The organism is Caballeronia arvi (genome assembly GCF_001544695.2).
GTDB lineage: Bacteria > Pseudomonadota > Gammaproteobacteria > Burkholderiales > Burkholderiaceae > Caballeronia > Caballeronia arvi.
Window position 1 is genome coordinate 83,082 of sequence record NZ_FCOM02000010.1, and the last position, 26,803, is coordinate 109,884.

Below are 26,803 nucleotides of genomic sequence, written 5' to 3' on the forward strand. Positions count from 1 at the left end.
CCTATCCAATAAACATAACGTTCTATTTGTTATGCCAATACATGGGCCAGAAAAAGGAGCCTATCAACGGTTCAGACCGAACGCATACTTGAAGTCTTCGGCCCGATGTCGCAGATCCGTTTCGCCCTCGGAAGCGAGGGCTATCGCACGGCTATCTATCAGGCATCCTAAATTAGTGGTTTATTCACACTACTTTGCAACAGCGCCTTCCGGCTACACGCTACACGCAACCAAGCGGCGCAGCTTCGGGATCGGAACGCGATAGTCGAGTGCGACGGCAGTCGCCGTGCCGTCCGATTGCCGCCAGCGAAGCACGCCCTGCTCGCCGGTGCCTTCCACGATTTCCGCCTCACCCACAACCGGTGTTGGCCCAATGGCTTTAAGAGAGATGCCGAAAGCCTCTGTCCAGAAGTATTGCTGGAATGTGAGCTCCGGAGCATCCAGCCTGAGGAGCGCGGCGGCGGCCACCTTCGCTTGATCGATCGCGCTCGTCCATAGCGGAACACGTGCAACGCGCCCCCCATGCGGGAATGCGGCGACATCTCCTGCGGCCGCAATGTTCGGGCGAACCAGGCCGGACCGGTCCACCACGAGCTCGCCGCCAGTGAGTAGCCCGGTGGTGGCTAACCACTCGACATTGGGGGCGTCGCCGATAGCAGAGACAATCACCTGCGCTTCGATTACCGTGCCGTCGCCAAGCGCCACGACGGATGCACCATCGCGCATCACGATCTTGGCGGAATCAGTCGTGACGATCTCGAGGCCCTGCGCGAGAGCAGCATCGTGGAACCGCGCCGCGAGCAATGCGCCGAGGTGAGCAGCGAGCGGCACTCCTTTCGCAACGAGTGTCGTTGAACATCCAGCGCCAATCGCGCCGGATGCGATCTCCATGCCGAGCGGGCCACCGCCCACCACCACGACCGAAGGCCTGGACGCGAGTCGCGCTCGCAGCGCCATCGCGTCGGCGATCGTGCGAACGGTGTATTCGCCGCTACTACCACCAAGACCCAGGCGTCTGGCGCGCGTGCCGGTGGAGATAACCAGCGCGTCATAGGGCACCTCGTCGCCATCCGCGAGGCGGACGCGCTGCCGATCGACATCGAGACCAACGGCGGCAATGCCGCGCCGTTCGATTGCCCCGTGCGTCGCCTCCGGCAACAAGTGCGAGGTCAGATCGTCCTCGTCGCGCAGCATGGCCTTGGACAAGGCAGGACGGCTGTATGGCGCGACCGGCTCGTCACCGATTACCGTGATGCGGCCATCGAATCCTTCGGCGCGAAGCGTTTCGCAAGCGGTTAAACCCGCGATGCCACTGCCCACTACTACGATATCGCGGACGGAATTTCGAAGGACGTTCATCAAGTCGCCTCGTCATCGACGAGCTTGAGCGCGGCTACCGGGCAGACGCGCGCCGCAGCCTGGGCCGTCGCCAGGATCGCATCGCTGATTTCGTTCATGTCGATGGCGACATAGCCTTCATCGTCGATGTGTAGAAGCTGTGCGGCCACCTCTACGCAGAGACCATGACCTTCGCAACGAGGGCGATCAAGAATGAGTTTGATCATACGGCCTCCAACTCCATGACGGGGACGGTGTCGAACGACACCGTGATATTGCTCGGCACGCGGGCGACATGGCCGATGCGAAACGATTTGATTCGAGTCGCAAGCGCCTCGATGATTGCGGCACCCTCCATGCGGGCAAGGCCTTGGCCGGCGCAACCATGCGGGCCATAGCCAAAGGAGAGATGGTCTATCGGGTTGCGCGTCACGTCGAAGACTTCGGGATCCTTGTAATGGCGCGGGTCGTGATTGCCCGCGCCCAAAATGATCGCAATGCGCGACCCGCCCGGGATCTTCACGTCGCCGACTTCCACGTCTTGCGTCGCAACGCGACTCCACACATGGACGGGCGAGTAATAACGCAGCACCTCGTTGAACGCCGACGGAACCAGTGAGAGATCCTCGCGCACCTTGGCAAACTCTTCGGGAAAGCGCCCGAAGAGAGCGACGGTGTTGCCGATCGCGGCAAGCGTCGTGTCGAGGCCAGCGCCGAGATATTGGTGGACGATGTGGCGCGCGGCGCCTTCGGGAATTATCTCTTTCCGCTCCGCCTCGAAAACGCCCCAGCCAACGGAGCCGTGGGCGAGCGCGTCCTGGGTGATCTGCGAGCAGTAGCCGTAAAGTTCGCCCGCGATAGGGAAATTCTCTGCCGTGCGCTGATTCATCGGCCCGATGACTTCCATCGCGGCCTGCCCCCAGCGCAGCATATTCGCCCTGGCGTCACCCTGGAAGCCAACGAGGTCGGCGACAACCCCGATCGGAAAGCGCCGGGCGATGTCGTCAATTGCATCGAAGGATGGTTGTTTTACCAGGCGGGCCACCAGTGCCTGCGCATTGGCCTTGATCTGCTCGCCCAAACCACGCAGCGCCCGTGGCGTGAGGTTCTCGGAAAGGGCTGCGCGCAACTGGGTGTGCTCCGGCGGATCGGAAGCAAGCGAGGTTCCCTGCAAAGCCTGGTTCACGCCGTCGTTGAAGCCGATGCCCTGAGCGGAAGAAAATCGCGTCGGGTCGGCGAGCGCGTCCTTGATCACGTCGTAGCCAGTAAGGGCATAGAGTTTCGAGTGCGTGAGATAGACGACTTCGCCGAGTTCGCGCAATGCCCGATAAGACGGATAGGGATCGACGAGCACATCGTCGGCCCAAAGGTCGATGCCGGATTGGGGGGCGCTAATCACAGGCCATGCTCCACGTCGTTGATCATGGCCTGCATTATCAATTTCGCTTTACATCGTGTAAAGCCAAAAGATACCTTGATAGGGTAATCCCTGGGTTAAGGTGCCCCCAGCAATTTCCACCACAATTCGGTCAGCACCTCGAGCGCCGGTTCGGTCGTCAAATCCAGATCGCCGCGCATCCAAGAGAGCGCGGTTTGGTCGAGCGCGACAAAGGCCAGTTCACCACGATAATGCCGCGTGCCCGGTTCATAGCGGTTGGCTGCATCAAGACCTTCGCGAATGTCTGCTACGACCTCTTCAATCCAGCCGCGAAGCAGCGCACGCATTTCAGCATCGACAGCGGAAGCCTCGGTTGCCGCCAGCACATAAGGCTTGATCAACGGCCAGCGCACAGCCTGGTCACGCAGCCAGCCACCGAGCTTTTCGCGTGAGCCTTCTCGCACCACTGCCACTAGCAAACTGGCCGTGGAGTTGCGACCGGGTTCTTCACGCCGCTCAAGGATGCCGTTGAGTTCGTGAATCAAAGCACGCATCAATTCACGGCGCGACTCGAAGTGAGAGTAGAAGGTGACGCGCGTGGTCTTGGCGGCGGCGGCGATGTCATCGACTGTAGTTGCCACGTAGCCGCGCGAAACAAACAATTCGAGCGCCGTTGAAAGGATGCGCTGCCGAGTCGCTTCCTTCTGAATTTCTCTTTGGTTTTTGGGTTGCTTTGTCATGGCGGCAACGATAACGCCGATCATTGTTGCTCGACAACCCCTTAGCGCTCACACGAAAATCTCAGATGGGGTAGTCAAACGCCTGAACAATACTTGTGGGCCGGCGTAAGCCCGGATCTGGGAAATGTCGGTTGCGCGACTAACCACGGCAATCGCGGCCGCGCCAGTTACGAATACGTCTACCCGGTGCCTCAACAGATCAGACAGGACGCTAAGCGCTCAGCAACGAAAAGGTGACATCTTGCGCGCCTTCCCATAAAACGAGTTTGCCGAATGCTTCCAAGTGCTCGTGGCCTTCGGTCAACGTAAAGAAATGATTCCCCGCCAGTTGGCCCATTTTGCTGGCGAAGATGGAACTGCCATAGACGAACAGGAATTCCGTCTCGCTGAACCCTCCCGGATAGAGAAGGATGTCTCCGCGTGACGCGTGGCTGGTGTGATTTTCGAAAGTCAGGCCGGTATCGAAGTCGCCTAGCGGAATCCACACTGCTTCGCCGCTCCAGCGAGAATGAATCACCTTGTTCTTGAATGGCAGCAACTCAAGAAAGCGCTGACAGGTGCGCGGTGCTTTCTGTTCTTCGAGTTGCCCAACAAACCGGAATGGCCCTGCTTCCAAGAGAATCTTTTTCATGTCGTCTCCATGTGTTGATTTACCGGCCTATACCGCGATTCTGCTGGATCGGCTTTCTTATTCCCGTGCCGTCAGTTCTCCGCTATCTTCTGCGTAGGCGATAGGCCGCTTCGTCATGCATCCCATCACCATAAAATACACGAATGCAGCGGTGATGAAGCCGATAGGCCACGCAAATGGCGCGATTGCTGACAGCGCGGGAACCAGCGCAATCGTAACGGCGATGCCTGCGGTCGGCACGAACACGGCCAACGCTCTCGTGTTGAATCCATTCCGATAGAAATATTCACCGCGTACGTCCGAACGATACGGCGAGATCGCGGCGATGACGCATGGAGCCGCACGAGCGGCTCCATGAAGCCGTCAGATCTTGAAGCTCTCCAGCGTCGCGGGATGAAACAGTTCCTCCGGCTGCAACAGCCGGCTGGACAAACCTTCCTCGTGATGCCGCTTCAGGAAGCGCGACAGCACATGCCGGTTCGGCTCGAAACCGTACGACCAGAAATCATGCCCCATGAGACGCCGCGCATTGCGCAACTGCTCTTCGATGAAAGGCAGCGTCACCTTGGTCGCGGACGTGTCACTCAGTTTCGCGAGCGCGACCGCCTTGCTCTTCTCGAAGGCCTTCGCCACCGCGCCCGGCAGCCACGGATGCTGCTCCGCGAGCGTGCGTCGCACGCCCAGCAGATGCATGATCGGGAACAGCTTCGTGCGCGTGTACCAGTCGGCAGCGGCCTTCTGCGGATCGTCGTAGAGATACTTCACGTTCGGATGACCATTCGTGAAGCACGAAGGTGCGCGCGGGCCGATGAGCGCATCGATTTCTCCTGAAGCAAGCATGCCGGAGATCGTCTGGTTTTCAGGCGCGTTTTCGAGCCGAACGTCGTCGGGCAGCTTCAGGCTGATCTTCTCCAGCCGGCCGGTCTCTTCGTAGCCGCCGCGAATCCACGTCACGTCCGATGCCTTCACGCCGTGGTCTTCCTCCAGAAACAGACGCGCCCACACATTGGCCGTCAACTGGTACTCCGGCACGCCGATGCGCTTGCCCTTCAGATCGGCGGGCGAATCGATGCCGCGATCGTTGCGCACGTAGATCGACGTATGGCGAAACGCGCGCGACGGGAAAATCGGCACGCCGATGTACGGGCTCGTGCCCGCCGCCGTCTTCACGCTATAGCTCGACAGCGAGAGCTCGCAGATGTCGTAATCCGCGTGACGGAATGCGCGAAAGAAGATCTCCTCCGGGTCTTGCAGCATGAAGGTCGGATCGACGCCATCGATCTGCACTTCGCCGTCGACCAGCGGCCGCATGCGATCGTAGTTACCCACCGCGACCGACAGATTGAGCTTGCCCATATTCAATATTCCTTACTATGCGTTGTTTGCCCGCCGATGAGTACATCGCGCTGTTCCGCGCTCGAACGCAGCATCGCGAGACAGATTTCCAGCGTGCCGCGCGCCCATATGCCGTCGTGCAGCGGAGCGATGTCGCCGTGCACGGCGGCAATCAATTCGTCGATGACTTCAGCGCGCGGAACCGCGGGCGCTTCGAGCTCGATACGTTCGCGTCGTTCGTCTCCATACACGACGATGGCGTCCGGCATCGGCCGCAAGTCGCCACGCTCGCATGAAACGATCAGCGGCCCGAAGTGCTGGTGCCTGCGCGCATCGGCTACTTTCGATGCAGGCGTGTAAGCGTTGCCGCCGTAAGTGCCCGCTGCCTTGAGCCGAGCCTCTTGTTCGCCGGACGCAACCTGAGACAGCTTTCGACGCGCGACGCCATACTCGTCCGCGCTGCGCGTCTGTCCCATTTCACCGATCCAGCCGGTCCACTCGTCGGAATCGAAATGCGCATAGCCGTTGTACGAAAGCGTCGCGAATGCGCCATTCTCGAACCACAGCGTGGCCGTGTACGCTCCTTCGGTAGGACGCGCCGCATCCCAGTTGCCGACCGCGGCGCGGATGCGCGTCGCGCGGCTTCCCGCGAGCATCCGCACGATATCCACCTGATGCGCCGCCTGACTGAAGACCGCGCCGCCGCCCTCTTCGGTCTTCAGTTCCTCGGGCCGGCGCGGCCTGTAGAGATAGTCGGTGTAGTTGAGCGCGTGGATCATCTTCACGTCGCCGAATGCACCCGATGCGATCAGCTCGCGCGTACGCAGATACGGCGTATCGAAGCTATGGCAATGGCCGACGATCAGATGCACCTTCGCTTCACGGCATGCGTCGATCATGTCGTCGCATTCATCGAGCGACAGCGCCATCGGCTTCTCGACGAGCACATGCTTGCCCTGCGATGCCGCAATCCGCGCATGCGCCGCATGAAACTGATGCGGGCTCGCGATGTAGATCGCATCGATGTCCGGCCTGCGCGCGAGGGCTTCGATGTCTTCAAGAGCAGGCGCGTCGAAGTCGGCTTCGAATTGCGCACGCGCCGTCTCACGCGGATCGCAGGCCGCGACGAGCTGCACGCGCGTGTCGGCGAGAAACGTCGGCAGCATCAGCGAGAAGGCGCGGCCCAGTCCCGCGATGCCGAGTCGGATCGCCTCCATCAGACCTGAACCTGATAGTTCGATTCGAGTTCCGGTGCAGCCTCGTCGGCAAGTGCGATCCACACCGGATGCGCGGCGTACTGCTTCCAGTCGGTGTCCTTCGGCACCATCGCCTGGAACGAGCAAACGGTGCGCGGAATCGCCTTCTCGCCGGTGCCGATGGCGCCATCGCCCGACTGGAACTCCTTCAGCGCGTCGAGCATCCGGCGGCGGAATTCGACGACCGCGACATCGCTCGCGCCGAGCCGCTCTTCGGTGCGATCCGCGATCGGGCCCATCGTCACCCACATCGCGATGTCCTGATTCGGAAAGCCCTTGATGCCGGTGAAGTTGCCTGCCTTCATGGCTTCGCGATCCTGCCAGAAGCGGTTGTCGTGATTGCGCAGCGGCCGGTAGAACGCGTCGAGATCGATGCCGACCTGCTGCCCGAGAAACTTGCGCCACGTTTCGGTTTCCGGCGTCTTGTCGGCATGTCCCCACGCCATGAAATAGAACGCGGTGCTGGTGTCGTCGCACGGCACGTTGATGTTGGCGACGTTGTACAGATTGTTCGGCGGAATCAGCGCGGTGGCTGGCGCGACGAACACGGTCGAGCGCACGTAATCGTGCGTGGCGGCGTTCTGAATCGGACGGCGCAGCGCGGCATAGCGAAAGCCGTAGCTCGTGCGATGCACCTGCATACGCGGCGCCTTGTCCGTCGACGGACGCAGCCAGTTCTTCGAGGTTGCCTCCGCACCGCCGACGCGCGCCGGCACGAAGTCCGACGAATGCAGGCTCGAGCTGTGCGCCGAATCGATCGCGCCTTCGAGAATCTGTGCCCAGTTGCACGGCAGAATCGCTTTCGCGATGCTCACACGCGTATCTTCGGTCGGCGCCCACGCGGGCGGCACGAACTCGGGAATCGCGTCCTGCGGACCCATGTACGCCCAGACGAAGCCGCCCCATTCCTTTGTTTCATACGCCTTGTGCTTGGTTTTCTTCGTCATGTCGCTGCACGAAGGCTCGGAGACCATTTCGATGACATTGCCCTTCACGTCCATCTTCCAGCCGTGATAGAGGCAGCGCAGACCGCAATCCTCGTTGCGCCCATACACGAGCGACACACGCCGATGCGGGCAGTATTCGTCCATCACGCCGACGTTGCCGTCGGTGTCGCGGAACACGACGAGATCTTCCCCGAACACGCGCGCCTTGACGGGTGCGCCGTCCGGCTCGCTGACTTCCTCGATGAGGCTCACGGGCGTCCAGTGACGGCGCATCAGCTGACCCATCGGTGCATCGCCTTCGACACGGCACAGCAATTCGTTTTCTTCATGCGTGAGCATTTACGCTTCTCCAGATATTTCAAAGATCAAGTACAAGTTCTTCGCTCTTCGCACGCGACACGCAGATCATGATCTGATCGCGCTTTTCGTCGTCGCCGAGCACCATGTCGCGATGGTCGGCCTCGCCCGCGCACAGCGTCGTGCGGCACGATCCGCACGTGCCGCTTTCGCATGAGCTCGGCGCGCGAATGCCGTTGTCGCGCAGGATTTCGAGGATCGAGCGGTCCTTCGGAATCTCGAAGGAGCGACCCGAGCGTTCGAGCTTCACGCTGAACGGCGTGTTGTCCGCCGCGCGTGACTGGTCCACGCCGAAGCTCTCGAAATGCACGCTGCCCGTCGGCCAGTGGCCGGTCATGTCGCGCACGCCGTCCATCAGCGCGCGCGGGCCGCAGCAGTAGACATGCGCGCCGCTGCCGGGCTTTTCGAAGACAGGCCAGAAATCGAATGCGTTGGCGAGGTCGCCGTGATCGTGATGAATCACCACATGCGGCTTCCATTCCGCGCTCGACAGTTCATCGAGGAAAGCCGTCGTCTCCGGGCTGCGCGACACGTAATACAGCTTGAAACGCGGGCCGGCGATGGCCTTGAGGTGACGCATCATCGACAGCACCGGCGTGATGCCGATGCCGCCCGCGACGAACACGAAGCTGCGCGCACGCTCGCTCAGTTCGAACTCGTTGCGCGGCTCGGAGACATCGATACGGTCACCTTGTGCGACGTCGTCCGTCATGCTCATCGAGCCGCCGCGGCCCGCCGCGTCGCGCTTTACGGCGATCACGTAGCGGTCGGTTTCGTCCGGATCGTTGCACAGCGAATAGTTGCGGCTCGCGCCGCTCGGCACGCGCACCGTCAGATGCGCGCCGGCCGTGAACGGCGGCAACTCGCGCCCTGCTTCATCGCGCAATTCGAAACGGAAGATGCCTTCCGCCACCGCATCCTTCTTCGTTACCACGAGCGTCCTGAATGACAGTTCGTCGTTCATTTGCACCTGCTCCCCTGCTTGTCGCCTCATTCGATCGGGCCTGCTTCAGCGTCGATCACCATGTCGTTTATATTAGATATCTAATTATTTGGAAGCAAGCGGGTTTTCCCTGAAAAGCGTCTACAAATGAAAACGGCGCCTCCATGACGAAGGCGCCGCCCATGCTGCGAGAAGCGATGCTCAGGGATGTTTTTCCGCGTGTTCGCGCAGCGTATTGGCCGGCACGCCGATCAGCACGGCGAGGCCGCCGAGCAGTACGATCGCGGCAATCGCGGACAGACCGATCGCGAGACTGCCCGTCATTGTCTTGATCCAGCCGAGCGCGATCGGCCCGCAGAACGCGCCCACTTGCCCCAGGCTGCTGATCGCGCCGATGCCAGCGGCCGCGGCGTCATCGGAGAGATAGGCGGGCGGAATCGACCAGATGATGGCGGCCGCCCCGAAGTACGAGATGGAGATCATGCCCAGGCAGATGATGGCCGCCGCCGTGTTGCCCGACAGCACCGGCAGCAGAAAGCCGCCCAGCGCGCCGACCGCCGTGCACAGGAAGAAGTGCCAGCGCCGCTCCAGCGTCACGTCGGAACTGCGCGCCACCGCGAACATGCCGAGCGCGCCGATGATGTACGGCAACGCCGACAGCAAGCCGACGTTGAGCACGTCCGACACGCCTGCCTGGCGGATTATCGTCGGCGTCCAGTAGTTGAGGATCGTGCCGCACAGGGGCACCGTGCCCCAGCCCGCCGCGAGGATATAGACGCGGGGATCTTTCAGCGCCACCAGCAACTGATGACGCGTGTGCTTCGCGGGCTTCTTTTCGGCGCGGTCGGCGGCGAGCGCGTCGAGGATGATTTTCTTCTGCTCGTCGTCGAGCCAGCGCGCATCTTGCGGACGATCGACGAGATAGAAGAACGCGACGATGCCCATCAGCAGCGCGGGCAGGCCTTCGAGGAAGAACAGCCATTGCCAGTTCTTGTAGCCGAGCACATCGACGAAGTTATGCAGAATCCAGCCCGACAACGGCCCGCCGATGATGCCCGCCGCGGCGATCGCCAGCAAAAAGCGCGACGTGATGCGCGCGCGCCGCGCGCCCGGATACCAGTACGTCAGATACAGAATGATGCCGGGCCAGAAACCCGCCTCGGCCGCGCCGAGCAGAATCCGCGCGATGTAGAACTGCATCGGCGTGGTCATGAACGCCATCGCGGTGGAAATGCCGCCCCACAGAATCATGATGCGCGAGACCGTCAGGCGCGCGCCGATCTTCTTGAGCCACAGCGTGCTCGGCACTTCCAGCGAGATATAGCCGATGAAAAACAGGCTCACGCCGAGACCGTATGCGGCATCGGACAAGCCGAGGTCCTGCTTCAGATGCAATTGCGCGAAGCTGACGTTCACGCGGTCCAGATAATTCAGCACCCAGCAGACGAAGATGAACGACATCAATCGCCAGGTGACCTTGTGATACGTGGCCTCGACGCGCGCGTCCGCCGCGTCCGATTCCGACATGAATTGCGTGACTGTGGATTTGGCCACCAAACGTCTCCGATTCCCGTGCTCATGAGGACGATGCGCCGGCGCGTGCGAAGTTGACCGCCGCTTCCGGGCATCTGCGATTTTTATTCGATATCTAATCATAATGGTAAGGAGACGGCCGGGCGCGAACAAGTTCGGGTTTGCACGGAGAGACCTGTCCGATCTCCGGACAGCAGGACGATCGACCCACCGGCTATCATGTCGGGGAAAGAACCGCTCTACGAAAAGATACTGTCATGACACGAAAGAAGACTGTGGAAGGCGCGCCGCCGGAAACCGCGGAGATGCTGCGCCACTGGCACGAATCCGTGCCGAACGACCGCCTCGCGCACCTCGTCAAGGACGCCACGCGCTCGATGGTGCGTGCATTGCAGATGCGGCTGGCGGAGCACTCGGTATCGTTCGGGCACTGGACGTTCCTGCGTATCCTGTGGGAAACCGACGGCCTCACGCAGCGCGAACTCAGCGAGCAGGCGGGCGTGATGGCGCCTACGACCTTCGCCGCCGTGACCGCGATGGAAAAGCTCGGACTGGTCGAGCGTCAGCAGCGTCCCGAGAACAAGAAGAACACGCACGTGTTTCTGACGGCCGAGGGCCGCGCGCTGAAGGACAAGCTCGTGCCGCTGGCGGAGGAAGTCAACGAGATCAGCGTGACGGGCCTGAGCGAGCGCGATATCAAGGTCGCCCGCAAAGTTCTCCTGACGATCATCGAAAATCTGGCGGACGACGAGTCTGGCTCGACGAATCCCATGCGACGCGTCTTGTCGACTCGCGAACTCGGCAAGCTGATCGCCGAGCGCGGCGAGAGTCTGGAAGACGCCTGAGCGGCTGACGAACTTCATTCGGAGGCACTTGGCGTCCACGAAATAATTCACCTAAAGTAAACATCAACCGGTCGCTGTTCGCGTGTTCGCCCATCCCCGCCGTACGCAACGGCGGCTCCGGGAGGTGTGTCGTGTTGCGCCCGTATCTCGTCCGTGTTTTCTTGCGCGTCGCGGTGATGATCGCGATGCTGCCGCACGTTGCGTGCCTCACGTTTGCGGCAACGCCAGCCGTCACGCCGCCCGTGACTGCCGGGCAATCCGCACCGGCACCGAAGTCGGAGCCAGCGCCACCGGCGTCTGGGGCGAGCGCCGCCGAAGCCCCGGATTTTCCCGCCATCGTCGGACGCTACGGTCCGGCCGTCGTGAATGTCAGAGCCGCCGAGCCCGATGATCAGCCGCACGCGGCAACCCCCGACAGCCTCGATGCCGACGATCCGCTTCTCGCCTTCTTCAAGAGCGTCGCGCCGCAGTTCAAGGAACACGGCAATCCCCCGGGCATCATCTTCGCCACGGGCTCGGGCTTCATCGTGAGCGCCGACGGGCTCATCCTCACCACCGCGCATGTCGTGAATCAGGCCGACGAAGTCAGCGTGACCCTGACCGACCGGCGCGAGTTCAAGGCGAAGGTTCTTTCGATCGATGCGGAAAACGACGTCGCGCTGCTGCGCATCGATGCGGCGGGGCTTCCCGCTGTCACGCTCGGCGACTCATCGAAAGTGCGGCCCGGCGATCAGGTGCTGACGATCGGATCGCCCGCGCGCTTTCAGACGACGGTCACGGCAGGCCTCGTCAGCGCGGCGTCGCGCGATGGGCCGGACGGCAAGCGCCTCGCCTTCTTCCAGACCGATGTCGCGACCCATCCGGACAATTCCGGCGGCCCGCTCTTCAATCGCGCCGGAGAGGTGATCGGCATCGACGTGCAGGTGTATGCCGGCTCGGACGGCGTCCAGAGCCTGACCTTCGCCATTCCGATCAATGCGGCCAAGGCCCACATGCAACCCGAAGCGCCGCACGAGGCATCGAAGGCCCGGCTCGGCATCGAGGTGCAGGACGTGGATCGCGGACTGGCTGGCGCGTTCGGCTTGCCGCGGGCGGCGGGTGCGCTCGTGATTTCGGTCGCACCCGGTTCGCCGGCGCTCGATGCGGGCGTCAAGACCGGCGACGTCGTCGTGCAGATCGGCGACAAGACCATCGATCATGCCGCCGACTTCGTGCAGCAGGACGCGGCGTTCGCGCCCGGCGAAACGGTGGCGCTGCGGATCGTGCGCAACGCCAGACCGATGACGGTGACGATCAATCCGCGCGAGCCGGTAAAGAGCGAGCCGGTAAAGAGCGAGCCGGCAAAGAGCGAGTCGGCAAAGAGTGATTCGGCAAAGAGCGAACCGGTGAAGAGCGAGCCAGCGCCGAAGACCGAAGCAAAGGCCGTGGACCGGCTGGGTCTTTCCCTGCATCCTCTGACCGATGCCGAGCGCCGCGCCAGCGATCTGCCGCAAGGTCTGATGGTCGAGGCCGCCACCGGCGCGGCGGCGAAGGCGGGCATCCGGCCCGGCGATATCGTCCTCGGCGTGAACGATGAACTCGTCGAATCGCCGCAAGCGCTGACCGCATTGACTTCCAAAGGCGGCAAGAAAGCTGCGTTGCTGATCCAGCGCAATCAGAAGCGCAACTTCGTGTCCGTCGATGTGAAGTGAACCTCGCGGTTCCCGCAGCCATTTCACCTGCTTACGCTTTCGGCTGCCAGCGGCTGTCCGTCAGCGAAGAGAGGCTGCAACTCGGGCCCGAGCGACTTCAGCATCTGCACGGCGAGCGCGCTCGTGAAATCGTAGCGAGCAGCATAGGGCTCGCGCACGTAGACGGTCAGCGTGCCGAAGAAGCGCTCGCCGATCACGAAGACGAACGTCGCGGTCCGGTTCACCTTGCGCGATTCGATGAGACGCCGGCCGCGGGCATAGACGTTGAAACGCTGATCGCCTGTGCCCGTCTTGCCGGAAACGTCGAGCGAGCGGCCATCGGACGAGGTCATGCCCGCGGCGAGGCGCTGCGCGGTGCCGCCCGCGACGACATCGTGCAGCAGCCGCTGGACGACAGACGCGATCTCGGGCGCGACCAGCGGCTTCGGCGGCGCGCTCACATGGACGAAATGCGTTTCGTACGGCGTGTCCTTCGCGAATTCGAGCGTCGAGATGCGCTGCGTGGCAAGCCCGCTGCCCCCGTTCTCCACGATGCCGATCAATTGCGCGAGCGCTTCGGGCCGGTCGCCCGCTGCGCCGATCGCCGTCGCATAAGAAGGCGTGACCGACGAGAACGGATAGCCGAGCGCGCGCCACGACTTCGCGATTTCGGCATACGCCTGCAGCTCGACCATGCGCCTGATGCGCCGGTCCTGCGTCGCACGATAGCGCGTCTTGAAGAGCCACGAATAGACGGCGACGCGTGCATCGCGGCTCGCTTCCTGCGCGTCGTTCAGCGTCGCGAGCGGATGCGCGCGCAGATAATTCACCGTCCACAGTTCGAGCGGATGCACGCTCGCGATGTATCCGCGATCGTTGAGGTTGAACTTGTCGACACCGTATTTGACGTAGAGCTTCGCGAGGTCCGCATCCGTGATCGATGCCGACGGCGTGCCGCGCAGCGCCGTACGCATCTGCGCGTCGAACCATGACTGCGGCGCGTCGGGCGCCACGCTTCTCAACACCGTGGCCAGCTTGGGCGGCGACTTGCGCACGTCGCGCAACAGCAGCGCAAGCGCCTCGTCGGCAGTCTTGAGCCGGTACTTCGCATAGAAGCGGCTCAAGTACACGCGGCTCTCCGCGTCCGCGAAGCGGGTCAGGTAGGCGTGGCGCACGGCCGGATCGTCGAGCCAGCCGGACGACGGCCCGGCCACCTTCACCATTTCGTAGTGGACGATATCGCGCATCAGGCGCACGAACACCAGATTCACCGAATGCTGGAAAGCGCGCTCGACGGTCAGCACGCGCGAGTTGTCGGTCGCCTCGAAGTTGTTGAAGCTCTGCGCGCCGCCGCCGGTGTAGAAGGTCTCGCCGGGACTCGCGGAATACTTGCGCTCGACGGCGGCATCGAGCATCGCGGCGAGCGACCGGTCCGGCGTCTTCGAGAGATAGTCGAGCGCCCAGCGCGTGAGTGCGTCCTGGCGGTCGGGCGTCACGGCATGCAACTGGGCCGCGCTCATCGGGCCGAAGCGCGCATGCAGGTCCGCGACGATCTGCAGATAGGTGATGACCGTGCGCAGCTTGGCCGTCGAACCGAGGTTGAGCCGCCCGCTGCGGCTGATATCGAAGGGCTGATTGACGCTGTCGGTCTGCACGCGCACGAGGTTCGCGCCGCCGCGGCGCTCCATCAGTGTGAAGCTGTACGCGATCTTCGACGGATCGTCTTTCGGCCGGAGCATGTGATAGCCGATGAGCCCCGCATCGCGCGCGCCGTCGCGCGTGGCCGCGCTCGCCAGCCGCTCGCTCACGGCCTGCTGCACCGCGTTGTCGAGCGTCGCGGTGACGGTGAGGTCGAGCCGGTCGAGATCGTAGAGGCTCTGAACGCCGAGCGTCGCGAGCAGGTTGGTGCGCAACGTGGTCACGCCCTTGCGCGTGACGAACGACACCGCGTCGCGCCGATGCGGCGCCGGACTCAGTTCGAGCGGCACGGCAAGCGCCACGTCGCGCAGCGCCGGCGCGATGATGCCGCTTGCGCCAAGCAGGCGCAGATAGCTGTCGGTGCGGCGCTCCAGCTCCGGACTGCCGGGCCGCAGGAAGCGCGACGGCGCGCGCTGCGCGATCATCAGCGATAGCGCCTGCTTGAACGCGAGCGCCTGCGCATCGAGCGCTTCGGCCGAAACGGGTGCGTTCAGGATGCGGTTGTAATCGTCGAAGTCGCGTCCGTACCAGGCGGCCATGCCGTCGGGAAGTCCAATGATCTCGCCGATGCCGGGCCGCGCCGCAAGCGGCACGGAATTCAGATAGCGCACGACGAGCTGGCGGCGCGCGGGCATCGTCTGCGGGCCGTCGAGATAGGCGCGCACGGACGCGGATGCGATCTGCCGAAGCTTCTCCGGCGGCGAGGCCGTGCGCCCGCCCGACGAGTGTCGAAATTTCTCGATCTGCGTAGCCAGCGTGCTGCCGCCTGGTTGCGGCGCGTGTTTGTCGAAGACGCGCACGCCCTGATCGAACAGCGCGCGACCGAAGCGTCCCCAGTCGATTGCGGGGTTGCGGTTGGGCTCGCTTTCGTCGAGAAGATTGCGGTCTTCGATAAAGAGCAGCGCATGGACGATGACAGGCGGAACGGACTCGAAACTGTCGTAAGTGCCGCCCGGGTTCGATGCACGGTAGAGCGATGCGCCGCGCGCATCGAGCAATGCAAGCCCGGCGCTGTCCTTTTCCTGATAGGGAAGAAAGAGGCCCTTTTCGGCCATCGACAGCATGGCGGCCGTTCCACGCGCCTGCGCGGCGACGGCGAATCCGCGCGCGACGAGCCGCTCCTCGAACGATGGCAGCGATGCGTATCCGAGCCGCACGTCGTAGGGTCCGGCAGCGGCTTGGAGTGCGTTCGCGCTTGGGCCGTCATCGACACTAAAGCCGATTTCGCTTCCGAGCTCCGACAGATAACGCGCCTGCCGCTGCGACGTCTGCAGTTCGATCTGCGTCATGCGCGCCGCGACGACGCAAATGAGCACGCCCGCGATGGCGAAGAGCCATGCGATCCAGCGCCTCGCAGATGTGGCGCGCGGCGCGCGTGAGATTTGTTCTTCCAGTGGCCGGCTCATGACGCGATCTCCCCGTGCGCCCGACGGCTTTGTTCCGTATCAAACAGTTTAGTGCAGAGATTGCCTCCCGCGTGAGGTCGCCGGGACGTCGAATTGAGAAGCGTTCGTTTGCAGATAAATGCATGAGTCGAGAACGATAAATCCCCGGCTACACGGAACGTTCTTTGCGCAAGTGCTGACAAGCCGAAAGTGATTTTCGGCTCCTTGGGAGACACAACATGTCAGTCGATACAAGTCAGATGAACATAGTCGGGAAAGGCGCCGCGACAGCGGAAGGCCCGGGACCGGACGTCATGGCCGCGAGCACTCTGGACGGGAACAACGTCCTGAGTTCCGATGGAGACGACGTCGGCAAGATCAAAGAGATCATGCTCGACGTCGGTTCGGGTCGCATCGCCTATGCGGTTCTCTCCAGCGGAGGCTTCCTCGGCATCGGAGACAAGCTGCTGGCGATTCCGTGGAGCGCCTTGACGCTCGATACCGACAACAAATGCTTCCGTATCTCGGCCACCACGGAGTTGGTCAAGAACGCACCGGGCTTCGACAAGGACGCGTGGCCGTCGATGGCAGACCGCTCGTGGGCGGATTCGATCCATCGCTACTACAGCCGGCCGCCCTATTGGCAACGCTACGAACGAGATGATTCGACCTATGGCGATATTCCGCCGGCGTTCTGAAGCGAAGACTTCATCAGTCATCTCCCGATCGATCCGTGGCTCGGAGTACAGCGACGCGCTCGATCAGAAGAGAGACCGGGGAAGCAAAGTTTGCCATTGAAAAAGTAGACGTACAGGAGATTCCAATCATGAAAAAGTTCATAGCTGTTATCGCATCCGCGTTGCTCGCCACTGCCGCATTCGAACACACGGCGACAGCCGCAGACGCGAGCGACGCGCAGAAAGCTCAAATGAAGGCAAACAGCGAGAAGATGGAAGCGCAGGCCGACGCGAACAAGAAGAAGGCCGAAGCGCAGAGCGATGCCGCGAAAGCGCAGGCCTCGGCGAATGAAGACAAAGCGTCCGCCCAGGCCGATGCCGACAAGAAGGCCGCCAAGGGCGCCAAGGCGACCACGGCCGCGGAGGCGTCCGGCGCGCGACATGATGCGGCGAAGGCGCAAACCAAGGCGAACAAGAAGATGCAGGACGCTCAAACGAAAGCCGACAAGAAACAGCACGAGGCCGCAAACGATGCGAACGTAGCGCAAGCGAAGGCCGACGAGAAAAAGGTCGAGGCTCAGAACGACGCAAACAAGAAGGCGGCGGAAGCCAAGGTCGACGCCGCGAAGAAGCAGTAGAACATGGTGACGGGCGCTCGTCGGGATAACTTCGCGGTTATCCCGGCGAACGGCCAACTGCAGACCTACGCGCCCTCGCGTGCAAAATCCCCGCTTCGTGCAGCCGGCCTGTCGTCCGTTGCGCGCATCAGCACCGCAAGGACTTCGCGCGCCGTGTTCTCCGAGTGCTCGCGCAGAACCGCGGGCAAGCCTTCATGCGCCGGATCTTCGAGCGCCGCAAGAATCGCCTCGTGCTCGCTGGCGGATTCGGCCCAGCGCAGCGTGTCCGCATTGGCCGCGCCGCGCGCACGATGCACCTTCGCCATCAAGGTCGCATAAATGCCCGCCAGCACGGGATTGTCGGCGGCATCGACGATCATCTGGTGGATCTGCTGATTCAGCTTGAAGTACTCGACGCGCTTGCCCGCGTCGTGGCACTCCACCATGCGCCGATGCTTCGCCGCAATCGCCCCGATTTCCGTATTCGTGATGCGTTGCTGCACCAGTTCGCCCGCCATCGCTTCGAGGCCGTGAAGCAGCTCGAAGGTCGAAGCAAGGTCGCCGAGATCGATCTCCGCAACGCGATAGCCGATGTACTGCCGGTGCGTCACTCTCCCTTCGGCAACCAGCACCTTCAGCGCCTCGCGCAACGGCGTCTTCGAGACGTCGAACGCAGTGCTCAGATCTTTTTCGTCGATGCGCGCGCCGGGCGGCAATTCGCCCTCGTCGATCATGACGCGCAGGCGCGCGGCGATCTCCGCGGCCATGCCGCGGGTGCGCAGAAGGAGGGGGCTTTTGGTGGTCTGATTCATCGCAGTGCAAGCTTAGCACGAACTCGGTGAAAACCCTGTAAAACATCTAATTTCAATAAAACCAATGGTTTACGCTGTTTGTAATTATAAATTTCTAATCCTATACTCTGTCCAACGTTGCGCGACGTCACGAAAACATCCGCTTATCCAGGAGCCCGTTCATGTCTTCAACATCCGGTGTTGCCGCACTGACGGTGGGCAAATCCACCGTTCGCTGGAAGATTTTCGTCGTCATGCTGAGCCTCATCGCGATCAACTACATCGACCGCGCGTCGCTGTCGGTCGCCATGCCGCTCATTTCGAAGGAGTTCGACATCGGTCCGGCGATGGAGGGGCTCATCCTCTCCTCGTTCTTCTGGACCTACGCGGTCATGCAGATTCCCGGCGGCATGCTCGCCGACCGCTTCAAGCCGCGCATCGTGATCGCATCGGCGACGGTCTTCTGGGGCTTCTTCCAGGCGATCGCCGCGGTCTGCACGAACGCGCCGAGCCTGCTGCTCACGCGTCTGGGACTCGGGGCGTCGGAAGCGCCGATTTATCCGGCGGGCGGCAAGCTCAACGCCATCTGGATGACGCAGACGGAGCGCGGCCGCGGCGCGACGCTGCTCGATGGCGGCGCACCGCTCGGCGCGGCGCTGGGCGCGATCCTGATCACCGGCCTCATCGCGACGCTCGGTTCGTGGCGCCTCGCCTTCGCGGTGGCCGGCGTCGGCACCGTGCTCGCGGGCTTCCTCGCCTGGTTCTATGTACGCAACACACCGCGCGAGCATCCGGGCGTGAACGAGCTCGAAGCCGCCTATATCGAGGAATCGCATGCACGCGATGCGGCCGCCGAACCGGCGTCGCTGTCCGGACGCTCGCGCGATTTCTTCAAGTACCGCTCGGTGTGGTGCATGTTCTTCGGCTGGATGTGCTTCAACAGCGTGTTCTACGGCCTGCTGACGTGGATGCCCAATTACCTGCACATGGTTCACGGTTTCGATATCAAGCAGATGGGCGGTTCGAGCTTCATCATCTTTTTCAGCGGCTTCGTCGGTGAACTGATCGGCGGATGGATCGCCGACAAGTGGAAGGCCGCGGGCGGACGTCCGAATGTCGTGATGCGCACGCTCTTCGGCATCGCGGCGGTCATCGCGACGGTGTCGATCTTCTCGGTGGCGTATGTGACGAATGCGGTCGCGGTCGTCGCCCTGCTCTCCTCGACGCTCTTCTTCCTGCGCTGGTGCGGTCTTTACTGGTGCATTCCGTCGTCGCTCGGCACGCGCAACAAGATCGGCTTTCTCGGCGGCTTCATGAATCTCGGCGGCAATATCGGCGGCGTTGCGGTGCCGATCATCGTCGGCGCGATCGTGCAGTTCACGCACTCCTACTTCCTCGCGCTGATGTTCTTCGCGGCGGCCGGCGTCGGCTTGCTCGTGTGCTCCAGCGCCATCGATTACGAAAAGAAGATTCCCGTTTAAGCACGGATTCATTCAGCAACGCTTCGCTCAATTCACACCAGAGATATCACGATGAAAAAACGCACCTTGCTCGGCATGCTCACGCCTTCGTCCAACACGTCGCTCGAACCGCTGACGAGCGCGATGGTCGCAAATCTTCCCGGCGTTTCCGCGCATTTCGCGCGCTTTCCGGTGACGGAGATTTCGCTCGCCGATCATGCGCTCGGCCAGTTCGACGATTCGAAGATCCTTCAGGCCGCGCGACTGCTCGCCGATGCCAAAGTCGATGTGATTGCATGGAACGGCACGTCTTCCGGCTGGCTCGGCTTCGAAGCCGACGAACGCCTGTGCCGCCGCATCACGGAAGCGACGGGCATTCCGGCCACGACATCCGTTCTCGCACTCAATGAAATCCTGAAGAAAACCGATGCCCGCGAGTTCGGCCTCGTCACGCCGTATCTCGACGACGTGCAGGACAAGATCATCGCGAACTATCGCAGCGAAGGGCTCGACTGCATCGCCGAGCGCCATCTGAACCTGAAGGTCAACTTCTCGTTCTCGGAAGTTCAGCCCGACGAAATTCGCCGCATGGTGCGCGAAGTCGCGAAGGACAGGCCGCGCGCGATCTCCATCTTCTGCACGAACCTGAACGCGGCGCATCTCGTGCCGGAACTGGAGGAAGAAACCGGCATTCCTATTTACGACACGATCACGACCGTCGTATGGAAGTCGCTGCAGCTTGCCGATTACGACACGCGCAGCGTCAAGGGCTGGGGCCGCCTCTTCAGCGAAGTCATCTGAGGGACATGCCATGTCGAACGATCTCGATTTCGTGATCCGTCACGCTGACGTCGTCACTGCGTCGGACCGGTTTTCGTGCGACATCGGCATTCGCGACGGCCGCGTGGCGATGCTCGGGCAAGGTCTGCCGGGCGCGCCGCGCGAGCTCGACGCGAGCGGGATGCTGGTGCTGCCGGGCGGCGTCGACGGCCACTGTCATCTCGATCAGCCGATGCCCGACGGCCTGCGCATGGCCGACGATTTCCTGTCCGGCACGCGCTCCGCACTGTGCGGCGGCACGACTACCGTGATTCCGTTCGCCGCGCAGGCGAAGGGGCAATCGCTGCAGGCCGCCGTCGATGACTATCACAGCCGCGCGGAAGGACGCGCGCTGATCGACTACGGCTTTCATCTGATCGTCGCCGATCCGACGCCGCATGTGCTCGCGGAAGAGTTGCCGCGTCTCATCTCGAATGGCTATACGTCGTTCAAAGTCTACATGACCTACGACGATCTCAAGCTCAACGATCGTCAGATGCTCGACGTGCTGACCGTCGCGCGTGAGCATGGCGCGCTCGTGATGGTGCATGCGGAAAACTCGGATTGCATCGGCTGGCTCACCGAACGTTTGCTGGGCAAAGGCCTGCACGCGCCGCACGCGCATGCGCTCGCGCGGCCGGCGGTCGTCGAACGCGAGGCGACGCATCGCGCGATCGCTTTCGCCGAGCTCGTCGACGTGCCGATACTCATCGTGCATGTATCGGGTGCGGATGCCATCGAGCAAATTCGATGGGGCCAGTCGCGCGGCTTGCCGATTCTCGCCGAGACGTGTCCGCAATACATGTACTTGACCGCCGACGATCTCGGACACGGCGAGTACGAGGGCGCGAAGTGCGTATGCAGCCCGCCGCCGCGCGATCCTGCGAATCAGAACGCAGTGTGGAAAGCATTGCGTCAGGGCGTGTTCTCGCTCGTGTCGTCCGATCACGCGCCCTTCTCTTACGACGATCCGCAAGGCAAGAAACCCGGCGGCAAGGAAGTCTCGTTCGATCACATTCCGAACGGCATTCCCGGCCTCGAAACGCGCTTGCCGCTGCTTTTCAAGGGCGTGAAGGAAGGACGCATTTCGCTGCATCAGTTCGTCGAATTCACGTCGCTCGCGCCCGCGAAGCTCTACGGGCTGTATCCGAGGAAAGGCACGATCGCGGTAGGCGCGGATGCGGACATCGTCGTATGGGACCCGGAAAAGCGCGTGACCATCGCCAATGCATCGCTTCATCACGCGGTCGATTACACGCCGTATGAAGGCATCGACGTGACCGGATGGCCGCGTCACTGCTTTTCGCGCGGGGAACTCCTCGTCGAAGACGGCAGGCTGCTCGATGTGAAAGCCGGGCGAGGACGTTTTCTTCCCGCTGGCAAACCCAATCTCGAATGACTTGAAGGAGATGCAATGAAGCTGCGTTTGTTGTCACTGACAGCGGCGGTGTTCTGCGTCACCGCGCATGCCGCGGATAAAGACATGCCGACGGTCGTGCCCGAGTCCGTCGGCGTCGATTCCGTACCGCTCGTGCGCATGTCGGAATGGATACGCGCGGACAAGATGGACGTGCGCAGTCTCGTCGTCGTGAAGGACGGCAAGATCGTGTTCGAGCGCTACGGCGACGGCCTCACGCGCGACAACAACTATGAGCTGTATTCGGTCACGAAGACGATCACGTCGCTGCTCGTCGGCGTGCTGGAAGGCGAAGGCAAGCTGAATCCGTCGATGAAAGTCGTGCCGCTCATCGCGAAGGCGCGGCCCGATCTCGCCGCGCAGCTCGCGGACAAGCAGGAAATCGAGCTGCGTCATCTGATGTCGATGTCGAGCGGGCTCAGCTATCAGACGCGCGAAGGCACCGATCCGCTCTACTACGGCGCGCCGGATCGCCTGCGCGTCGCGGTGACGGCGCGCGCCACGAAAGCGCCGGGAACGGACTTCGATTACATCGACGTGAATCCGGTGCTGGCCGGCACGGCCGTGAGCGTCGCGGCGCATGAGCGCGAGGACCGCTTCGCGCAGAAGAAGCTGTTCGAGCCGCTCGGCATGTCGCACTATCGCTGGACCGGCGCCGATGAAACCGGCTCGGTCGCGGGCGGCTGGGGCTTGAGGCTGCGCGCCGTCGACATGGCGAAGATCGGCATGTTGATGCTCGACAACGGCCGCTGGCAAGGCAGGCAGATCGTGCCGCAAGCATGGATCAAACAAATGACGACGCCCTCGCCCGCCGCCGCCGACTATGGCTATTACTGCTGGATTCAGCATGTCGTCGAGAAAGGCCAGCCCGAATTCGGCGCGATGGGCTTCAAGGGGCAATTCATCACCGTGCTGCCGAAGCAACATGCGGTCGTCGTAATGACGAGCCTCCTGCCCACCGATGGCGGATTGCGCGACGCGACCTATCTCAACCGGTATCGGCGCATGGTGAACGATTTCATCCTGCCCGCACTGACGCCGTCCACGCGGCCCGTCGCGACGGCGGCCAAAACCGAAGCGCTGACGGAAGAGCTCGAACGCAGCAACAGGACGCAGGGCGTGCCCGGCACGGCGGCCGCATTCAACGACGCGCCCGAAAGCTGATCACGGCTTCGCGCTCTGTCCCATGCGAGCGCGCATCCCGGCGCAATGCTTCACGAGATTGCCCTGCGCGGCGACGAAGCGCTTGAGCGGCGTATCGATATCGTAGAAATAAATACTCGCGACGAAGCCATACACCGCCGCGTCGATGCTCGCGGGCGCATCGCCGAACATGAACGGGCCGTCGCCGAGCAGATTCGATATCGCCTGGAGACTGGCGATGCCGCGCGCATACGCCGCCTCCGGCTCGTACCGTCCGATACCCTGATAGCGATACCGCTCGAAGTTGTATTTGCGCGCGCCATCGAGCGCCTCCACGGCGATCTCCGGATGCTGCGCGAGCAGTGCATCGCGAAACTGCGGCCAGAAGCGATCGTCACGCCAGCGCGAATACGACATCACCCAATAGAGATCGTCCAGCGTGCGGCGGATCAGCAGATCGAGATCGCGTTGCGGCGCGCTGAGCGCGTCGTCGAGCGTGAGCGCGTATTTGCGCTTCAGATGCGCGATGATCGCGTCGCTGTCGCCGATGGTTTCATCGTCGTCGACGAGATACGGCAGCTGCCCGCGCGGCGCGGCGCTCGTGTCGAGCACGTGACGATGCTCGAACGGCAGGCCCGTCAGCTTCAGGAACGCGAAAACCTTCAGGCCGAACGGATTGTTGTCTTCGAGACCGAACAACTGAGGATACGAATAGAGCGTGATCATCGATGTCTCCGGGAAATGCGCCGCCTGCAAGGACGCGCCATCTTCGCTACGATGCCTGATCGGCCTTTTCGCCACATACGCAAAAATACTATGCCCACGCCGCCTCATGCCATCGGTTTTACGCTCGATCCGCTCGATCGCGTGTCGGAAAAGCGCGACGACGAAAGCTTCGTCGCCGGTCTGCGCGACGATCCGTCGACGCGCTTCCTGCTGTTCGTGAACAATGTGCCGCTTTTCAAGCGCACGAGAGGCCACGATCCGCTTTTCAGCGCGCAGGAAGCCGCCACGCTCGGCGCGCCGATGCAAAGCGTGTTTCTCGGCCGCGATGCGCAAGGGCGCGCGCTCTTCGCATCGTCATTCGATACGGGCGCGGAAAGCCTGCCCGAAGAATCGGCGATCGAGGCGATCGAGCTTCGTCCCATCGCGATGCAAGGCCTCGTGCCGCCGCCGATGGTCAGCGCGCTCGGCGAGGCGCGCTCGATGCTCGACTGGCATCGCCGTCATCGCTTCTGCGCGAACTGCGGCCAGCCGACCGATTCGGCGGGCGCGGGCTGGCGGCGCATCTGCGCGAATTGCAAGGCGCAGCATTTTCCGCGCGTCGATCCGGTCGTCATCATGCTCGTCACCGATGGCGAGCGTTGTCTGCTCGGCCGTCAGCCGCAATTTCTGCCGGGCATGTATTCGGCGCTCGCGGGTTTCGTCGAGCCGGGCGAGACCTTCGAGCATGCGGTGATTCGCGAAGTGCTGGAGGAAGCCGGCATCCGCTGCACGGACGTGCGCTATTACGCGTCGCAGCCGTGGCCGTTTCCGTCGTCGCTGATGATCGGCTGCTTCGCGCGTGCGGCTGGTACGGATATCGTCGTCGATGAGAAAGAGCTGGAGGACGCGCGCTGGTTCACGCGCAAGGAAGTCGGCGCGATGCTCGATGGCACGCACGAACAAGGGCTTTCGGCGCCGAAACCGTTTGCGATCGCGCATCATCTGCTGAAAGCGTTCGCGACGGGCGAGCTCGACTGAGCGGCAGCATCGCGGCGCGCGTCGCGTTACCGGTGCAGAATCGGTGGGGCGCAAGCGGCTATCTTCAGACATCGGGTGAATGACATGAACATGAAAAGCGGCGTGCAAATCTGGCTGATCCGGCATGGCGAAACCGAATGGAGCAAGTCGGGCCAGCACACCGGCACGACCGACATACCGCTGACCGATGCGGGCCGCACGCAGGCGCGCGCGCTCGCGCCGGTACTTGCGGCGCAAGAGTTCGATCTCGTGCTGACGAGCCCGATGAACCGCGCGATCGAAACGTGCAGGCTTGCCGGTCTGGGCGAACGGTCGCAAGTCGAGCCGGAACTTCACGAGTGGAATTACGGCATTTACGAAGGGCGTACTACGCCGGACATTCGCCAGGAAACGCCGGACTGGTCCGTGTGGACATCGCCGATGCCGGAGGGCGAGAGTCTCGCCGATATCGGCAAGCGCGCGCAGGCGCTCATCGACAAGCTCGTCGCGACGCGGGCGACGAATATTGCGCTCTTTTCGCATGCGCATTTCTCGCGGGTGTTCGGCGCGCAATGGGCGACGGGGGCGCCGTCGTTGGGTGCGCATCTCGCGATGGATACTGCTGCGATGAGTGTGCTTGGGTATGAGCGCGATGTGCGCGTGATTAGTAAGTGGAATTTGTTGCCTTAGGCGGTGGCTTGTTTGGCTTTCTTTCTATGGAATCCTGATTTCTTGTCGGTTTATTAGCTTCGCCCCTATGCGGGGCGGCAGTCACTTTCTTTGCTGCTGCAAAGAAAGTAACCAAAGAAACAGCTATCCCCAGCCTGAGCACTTCACACCGGCCGCGGCACAGGCGATTGACCTAATGGCCCCCAGAGTAGCGAGTGCCCTCGCAGGTCTCATCGGGCTTGGATCGCGCACGGTCTGACTCTTCGCACCACATAACTTACTGGTGCAGCCCTTGCAAGTTCCGGCCCGCTTCGCGGCCGACCGGTCAAGCGGGTTTGCGTGCGCTCTACTCACTGCACTTGTGATCAGTTGGTTTCCCTTGCAGACCCCGCGGCAGCGCGTAGCGCTGTGCCGGAGCTATTTCGTGCTGAACCAGCTCGCTTAACGTTATCGGGCGGCATACCGTGCGCGATCCAAGCCCGATTCTGCTTGTGAGGGCACTCGCTACTCTGGGTTCCATTCAGCCAATCGCCTGTGCCGCGGCCGGTGTGAGGCACTCTGGGTCGAAAAAGCTGCTTTCTTTGGTGACTTTCTTTGCAGCAGCAAAGAAAGTTACCCCCGCCCCGGGAAGGGGCAACGCTAATAAACCACCGCGAATACGGGATCCGGCGAACATCAACGCTGATTGAGGCTCACATCAAGCTTCACCGACCCGATCAACTCCGCCAGCCCGAGCCAAAGAATCTGCACGCCGATGCAAAAGATGACAAACGCGAACAGACGCATCGCCACTTGCGTGCCCGCGGTGCCGAGCAGGCGTTCGAAATGCCCGGCGAAGCGCACGCAGACATAGATGCTCACGCTCAGAAGCACGAGCGCGACGCCCACGCCCGCCAGATGCACCGGCTGCAAGCCCTGACGCGGCGTGCCCGTGCCGAGCGCGATGGCCACCGCGATAGCACCCGGCCCGACGGTGATCGGCAGCGTCAACGGATAGAACGCCTTCGCGCGCAGCGTCGCGCCGCTGCGCGGCTTCGGTGCGGGTTCGGCGGTGTCGTCGTCATCGGGCCTCTGGAGCAAGCCCCAGCCCGCCATCGCCACGACGATGCCGCCCGCCACGCGCAGCACCGGAATCGAGATGCCGAAGAAAGTCAGCACATACGCGCCGATGGACAGCGAAGCCAGCAGGATCGCAAAGCTGTTGATCGAAATGCGCCGCGCGAGCTCCGCGCGGTCGGCATCGCCGAGATGCGGCAGCATGCTCAGCACGACGAGCGCCGTCGCCGGCGGATTGATGATCGGGAACAGCCCCGCGACGATCACGAGAACCGTCTTGGCGAATTCGTTGAGCATGCGCGTCGTCGTCCGTTCGTCGTTGGCTGCGTTGTTCTCGCCCGGCAAGCCCGGACATTGTGCACGCGAAGGCGCACCG

The 26,803-nt window shown here is 62.6% G+C and carries 25 protein-coding genes; 10 read left to right on the top strand and 15 right to left on the bottom strand.

Annotation, left to right across the window (positions count from 1 at the left end; all coding sequences use genetic code 11):
* Positions 1-213: 213 nt before the first annotated feature.
* The 11 genes from AWB74_RS14325 to AWB74_RS14375 all read right to left on the bottom strand — a co-directional run bounded on the left by AWB74_RS14325 (position 214) and on the right by AWB74_RS14375 (position 10,452).
* The gene (locus tag AWB74_RS14325; protein ID WP_061147407.1) at positions 214-1,359 is read right to left on the bottom strand and encodes an NAD(P)/FAD-dependent oxidoreductase; all 1,146 of its coding nucleotides are present in this window, start codon (positions 1,357-1,359) and stop codon (positions 214-216) included.
* On the bottom strand, positions 1,359-1,565 hold the full coding sequence (locus AWB74_RS14330; protein ID WP_061147408.1) for a ferredoxin: 207 nt from the start codon (positions 1,563-1,565) through the stop codon (positions 1,359-1,361). The genes AWB74_RS14325 and AWB74_RS14330 overlap by 1 nt, the downstream gene beginning before the upstream one ends.
* A complete protein-coding gene (locus AWB74_RS14335) occupies positions 1,562-2,737 on the bottom strand; it encodes a cytochrome P450 (protein ID WP_087039005.1) in 1,176 nt (391 codons plus the stop codon). Before AWB74_RS14335 ends, AWB74_RS14330 begins: the two co-directional genes overlap by 4 nt.
* Positions 2,738-2,832: 95 nt before the next feature.
* Positions 2,833-3,480 carry a TetR/AcrR family transcriptional regulator gene (locus AWB74_RS14340; protein ID WP_235024572.1) on the bottom strand — a complete coding sequence of 216 codons (648 nt, stop codon included), beginning with the start codon at positions 3,478-3,480 and terminating at the stop codon, positions 2,833-2,835.
* 187 nt (positions 3,481-3,667) lie between these two features.
* Entirely contained in the window at positions 3,668-4,087 is a 420-nt protein-coding gene (locus tag AWB74_RS14345) for a DUF3830 family protein (protein WP_061147409.1), read from the bottom strand.
* 57 nt (positions 4,088-4,144) lie between these two features.
* Complete coding sequence (locus AWB74_RS14350) at positions 4,145-4,333, bottom strand: hypothetical protein (protein WP_143749226.1); 189 nt, start codon at positions 4,331-4,333, stop codon at positions 4,145-4,147.
* A gap of 117 nt (positions 4,334-4,450) precedes the next feature.
* Positions 4,451-5,443, bottom strand: a complete 993-nt coding sequence (locus AWB74_RS14355; protein WP_061147411.1) for an ABC transporter substrate-binding protein — start codon at positions 5,441-5,443, stop codon at positions 4,451-4,453.
* A 2-nt stretch (positions 5,444-5,445) separates the two neighbouring features.
* Positions 5,446-6,639, bottom strand: coding sequence for a Gfo/Idh/MocA family protein (locus tag AWB74_RS14360; RefSeq protein ID WP_061147412.1), 1,194 nt, complete (start codon positions 6,637-6,639; stop codon positions 5,446-5,448).
* Entirely contained in the window at positions 6,639-7,964 is a 1,326-nt protein-coding gene (locus AWB74_RS14365; RefSeq protein WP_061147413.1) for a Rieske 2Fe-2S domain-containing protein, read from the bottom strand. Before AWB74_RS14365 ends, AWB74_RS14360 begins: the two co-directional genes overlap by 1 nt.
* A gap of 19 nt (positions 7,965-7,983) precedes the next feature.
* Positions 7,984-8,946, bottom strand: coding sequence for a PDR/VanB family oxidoreductase (locus tag AWB74_RS14370; protein ID WP_061147414.1), 963 nt, complete (start codon positions 8,944-8,946; stop codon positions 7,984-7,986).
* Positions 8,947-9,126: 180 nt separating this feature from the next.
* Positions 9,127-10,452: an MFS transporter gene (locus AWB74_RS14375; RefSeq protein ID WP_087039006.1), complete on the bottom strand. Its 1,326-nt coding sequence runs from the start codon at positions 10,450-10,452 to the stop codon at positions 9,127-9,129.
* 263 nt (positions 10,453-10,715) lie between these two features.
* Here AWB74_RS14375 and AWB74_RS14380 point away from each other — a divergent pair, with 263 nt between their 5' ends.
* Together AWB74_RS14380 and AWB74_RS14385 are read left to right on the top strand one after the other, a co-directional pair.
* Positions 10,716-11,303, top strand: a complete 588-nt coding sequence (locus tag AWB74_RS14380) for a MarR family winged helix-turn-helix transcriptional regulator (RefSeq protein ID WP_061147416.1) — start codon at positions 10,716-10,718, stop codon at positions 11,301-11,303.
* A gap of 176 nt (positions 11,304-11,479) precedes the next feature.
* Positions 11,480-12,994 carry a trypsin-like peptidase domain-containing protein gene (locus tag AWB74_RS14385; RefSeq protein ID WP_235024582.1) on the top strand — a complete coding sequence of 505 codons (1,515 nt, stop codon included), beginning with the start codon at positions 11,480-11,482 and terminating at the stop codon, positions 12,992-12,994.
* Positions 12,995-13,017: 23 nt separating this feature from the next.
* Here AWB74_RS14385 and AWB74_RS14390 read toward each other — a convergent pair whose 3' ends face one another.
* On the bottom strand, positions 13,018-16,077 hold the full coding sequence (locus AWB74_RS14390; protein WP_061147417.1) for a transglycosylase domain-containing protein: 3,060 nt from the start codon (positions 16,075-16,077) through the stop codon (positions 13,018-13,020).
* 218 nt (positions 16,078-16,295) lie between these two features.
* Between AWB74_RS14390 and AWB74_RS14395 the strand changes: the two genes are divergently transcribed.
* Together AWB74_RS14395 and AWB74_RS14400 are read left to right on the top strand one after the other, a co-directional pair.
* Complete coding sequence (locus AWB74_RS14395) at positions 16,296-16,754, top strand: PRC-barrel domain-containing protein (protein WP_061147418.1); 459 nt, start codon at positions 16,296-16,298, stop codon at positions 16,752-16,754.
* 128 nt (positions 16,755-16,882) lie between these two features.
* On the top strand, positions 16,883-17,371 hold the full coding sequence (locus AWB74_RS14400) for a hypothetical protein (protein ID WP_061147419.1): 489 nt from the start codon (positions 16,883-16,885) through the stop codon (positions 17,369-17,371).
* A 65-nt stretch (positions 17,372-17,436) separates the two neighbouring features.
* On the opposite strand, the gene AWB74_RS14405 is transcribed toward AWB74_RS14400, so the two are convergent.
* Complete coding sequence (locus AWB74_RS14405) at positions 17,437-18,162, bottom strand: GntR family transcriptional regulator (protein ID WP_061147420.1); 726 nt, start codon at positions 18,160-18,162, stop codon at positions 17,437-17,439.
* A 161-nt stretch (positions 18,163-18,323) separates the two neighbouring features.
* Here AWB74_RS14405 and AWB74_RS14410 point away from each other — a divergent pair, with 161 nt between their 5' ends.
* From AWB74_RS14410 to AWB74_RS14425, 4 genes are read left to right on the top strand one after another with little or no spacing between them, the layout of a single operon-like run.
* Positions 18,324-19,622: an MFS transporter gene (locus tag AWB74_RS14410; protein ID WP_061147421.1), complete on the top strand. Its 1,299-nt coding sequence runs from the start codon at positions 18,324-18,326 to the stop codon at positions 19,620-19,622.
* 51 nt (positions 19,623-19,673) lie between these two features.
* Positions 19,674-20,402: a maleate cis-trans isomerase family protein gene (locus AWB74_RS14415; RefSeq protein ID WP_061147422.1), complete on the top strand. Its 729-nt coding sequence runs from the start codon at positions 19,674-19,676 to the stop codon at positions 20,400-20,402.
* 10 nt (positions 20,403-20,412) lie between these two features.
* Positions 20,413-21,819 (top strand): dihydropyrimidinase, encoded by a 1,407-nt coding sequence (hydA, locus tag AWB74_RS14420; RefSeq protein ID WP_061147423.1) that lies wholly within the window; start codon positions 20,413-20,415, stop codon positions 21,817-21,819.
* A gap of 15 nt (positions 21,820-21,834) precedes the next feature.
* On the top strand, positions 21,835-23,001 hold the full coding sequence (locus AWB74_RS14425) for a serine hydrolase domain-containing protein (RefSeq protein WP_061147424.1): 1,167 nt from the start codon (positions 21,835-21,837) through the stop codon (positions 22,999-23,001).
* On the opposite strand, the gene AWB74_RS14430 is transcribed toward AWB74_RS14425, so the two are convergent.
* The gene (locus tag AWB74_RS14430; RefSeq protein ID WP_061147536.1) at positions 23,002-23,706 is read right to left on the bottom strand and encodes a glutathione S-transferase family protein; all 705 of its coding nucleotides are present in this window, start codon (positions 23,704-23,706) and stop codon (positions 23,002-23,004) included.
* Positions 23,707-23,796: 90 nt separating this feature from the next.
* Here AWB74_RS14430 and nudC point away from each other — a divergent pair, with 90 nt between their 5' ends.
* Positions 23,797-24,723 carry an NAD(+) diphosphatase gene (gene nudC / locus AWB74_RS14435; protein ID WP_061147425.1) on the top strand — a complete coding sequence of 309 codons (927 nt, stop codon included), beginning with the start codon at positions 23,797-23,799 and terminating at the stop codon, positions 24,721-24,723.
* Between the two features lie 84 nt (positions 24,724-24,807).
* A complete protein-coding gene (locus AWB74_RS14440; protein WP_061147426.1) occupies positions 24,808-25,392 on the top strand; it encodes a histidine phosphatase family protein in 585 nt (194 codons plus the stop codon).
* Positions 25,393-26,046: 654 nt separating this feature from the next.
* Here AWB74_RS14440 and AWB74_RS14445 read toward each other — a convergent pair.
* On the bottom strand, positions 26,047-26,724 hold the full coding sequence (locus AWB74_RS14445; RefSeq protein ID WP_061147537.1) for a MarC family protein: 678 nt from the start codon (positions 26,722-26,724) through the stop codon (positions 26,047-26,049).
* Positions 26,725-26,803: the final 79 nt, after the last annotated feature.

Bases quoted from the DNA above. Each gene is read 5' to 3' on its own strand.
- AWB74_RS14400 (WP_061147419.1), top strand. From the start codon at position 16,883: ATGAAAAAGTTCATAGCTGTTATCGCATCCGCGTTGCTCGCCACTGCC.
- AWB74_RS14365 (WP_061147413.1), bottom strand. From the start codon at position 7,964: ATGCTCACGCATGAAGAAAACGAATTGCTGTGCCGTGTCGAAGGCGAT.
- AWB74_RS14425 (WP_061147424.1), top strand. From the start codon at position 21,835: ATGAAGCTGCGTTTGTTGTCACTGACAGCGGCGGTGTTCTGCGTCACC.
- AWB74_RS14345 (WP_061147409.1), bottom strand. From the start codon at position 4,087: ATGAAAAAGATTCTCTTGGAAGCAGGGCCATTCCGGTTTGTTGGGCAA.
- AWB74_RS14355 (WP_061147411.1), bottom strand. From the start codon at position 5,443: ATGGGCAAGCTCAATCTGTCGGTCGCGGTGGGTAACTACGATCGCATG.
- AWB74_RS14380 (WP_061147416.1), top strand. From the start codon at position 10,716: ATGACACGAAAGAAGACTGTGGAAGGCGCGCCGCCGGAAACCGCGGAG.
- nudC (WP_061147425.1), top strand. From the start codon at position 23,797: ATGCCCACGCCGCCTCATGCCATCGGTTTTACGCTCGATCCGCTCGAT.
- AWB74_RS14405 (WP_061147420.1), bottom strand. From the start codon at position 18,162: ATGAATCAGACCACCAAAAGCCCCCTCCTTCTGCGCACCCGCGGCATG.
- hydA (WP_061147423.1), top strand. From the start codon at position 20,413: ATGTCGAACGATCTCGATTTCGTGATCCGTCACGCTGACGTCGTCACT.
- AWB74_RS14325 (WP_061147407.1), bottom strand. From the start codon at position 1,359: ATGAACGTCCTTCGAAATTCCGTCCGCGATATCGTAGTAGTGGGCAGT.
- AWB74_RS14430 (WP_061147536.1), bottom strand. From the start codon at position 23,706: ATGATCACGCTCTATTCGTATCCTCAGTTGTTCGGTCTCGAAGACAAC.
- AWB74_RS14385 (WP_235024582.1), top strand. From the start codon at position 11,480: ATGATCGCGATGCTGCCGCACGTTGCGTGCCTCACGTTTGCGGCAACG.
- AWB74_RS14330 (WP_061147408.1), bottom strand. From the start codon at position 1,565: ATGATCAAACTCATTCTTGATCGCCCTCGTTGCGAAGGTCATGGTCTC.
- AWB74_RS14360 (WP_061147412.1), bottom strand. From the start codon at position 6,639: ATGGAGGCGATCCGACTCGGCATCGCGGGACTGGGCCGCGCCTTCTCG.
- AWB74_RS14440 (WP_061147426.1), top strand. From the start codon at position 24,808: ATGAACATGAAAAGCGGCGTGCAAATCTGGCTGATCCGGCATGGCGAA.
- AWB74_RS14370 (WP_061147414.1), bottom strand. From the start codon at position 8,946: ATGAACGACGAACTGTCATTCAGGACGCTCGTGGTAACGAAGAAGGAT.
- AWB74_RS14375 (WP_087039006.1), bottom strand. From the start codon at position 10,452: ATGTCGGAATCGGACGCGGCGGACGCGCGCGTCGAGGCCACGTATCAC.
- AWB74_RS14445 (WP_061147537.1), bottom strand. From the start codon at position 26,724: ATGCTCAACGAATTCGCCAAGACGGTTCTCGTGATCGTCGCGGGGCTG.
- AWB74_RS14390 (WP_061147417.1), bottom strand. From the start codon at position 16,077: ATGAGCCGGCCACTGGAAGAACAAATCTCACGCGCGCCGCGCGCCACA.
- AWB74_RS14395 (WP_061147418.1), top strand. From the start codon at position 16,296: ATGTCAGTCGATACAAGTCAGATGAACATAGTCGGGAAAGGCGCCGCG.
- AWB74_RS14415 (WP_061147422.1), top strand. From the start codon at position 19,674: ATGAAAAAACGCACCTTGCTCGGCATGCTCACGCCTTCGTCCAACACG.
- AWB74_RS14410 (WP_061147421.1), top strand. From the start codon at position 18,324: ATGTCTTCAACATCCGGTGTTGCCGCACTGACGGTGGGCAAATCCACC.
- AWB74_RS14340 (WP_235024572.1), bottom strand. From the start codon at position 3,480: ATGATCGGCGTTATCGTTGCCGCCATGACAAAGCAACCCAAAAACCAA.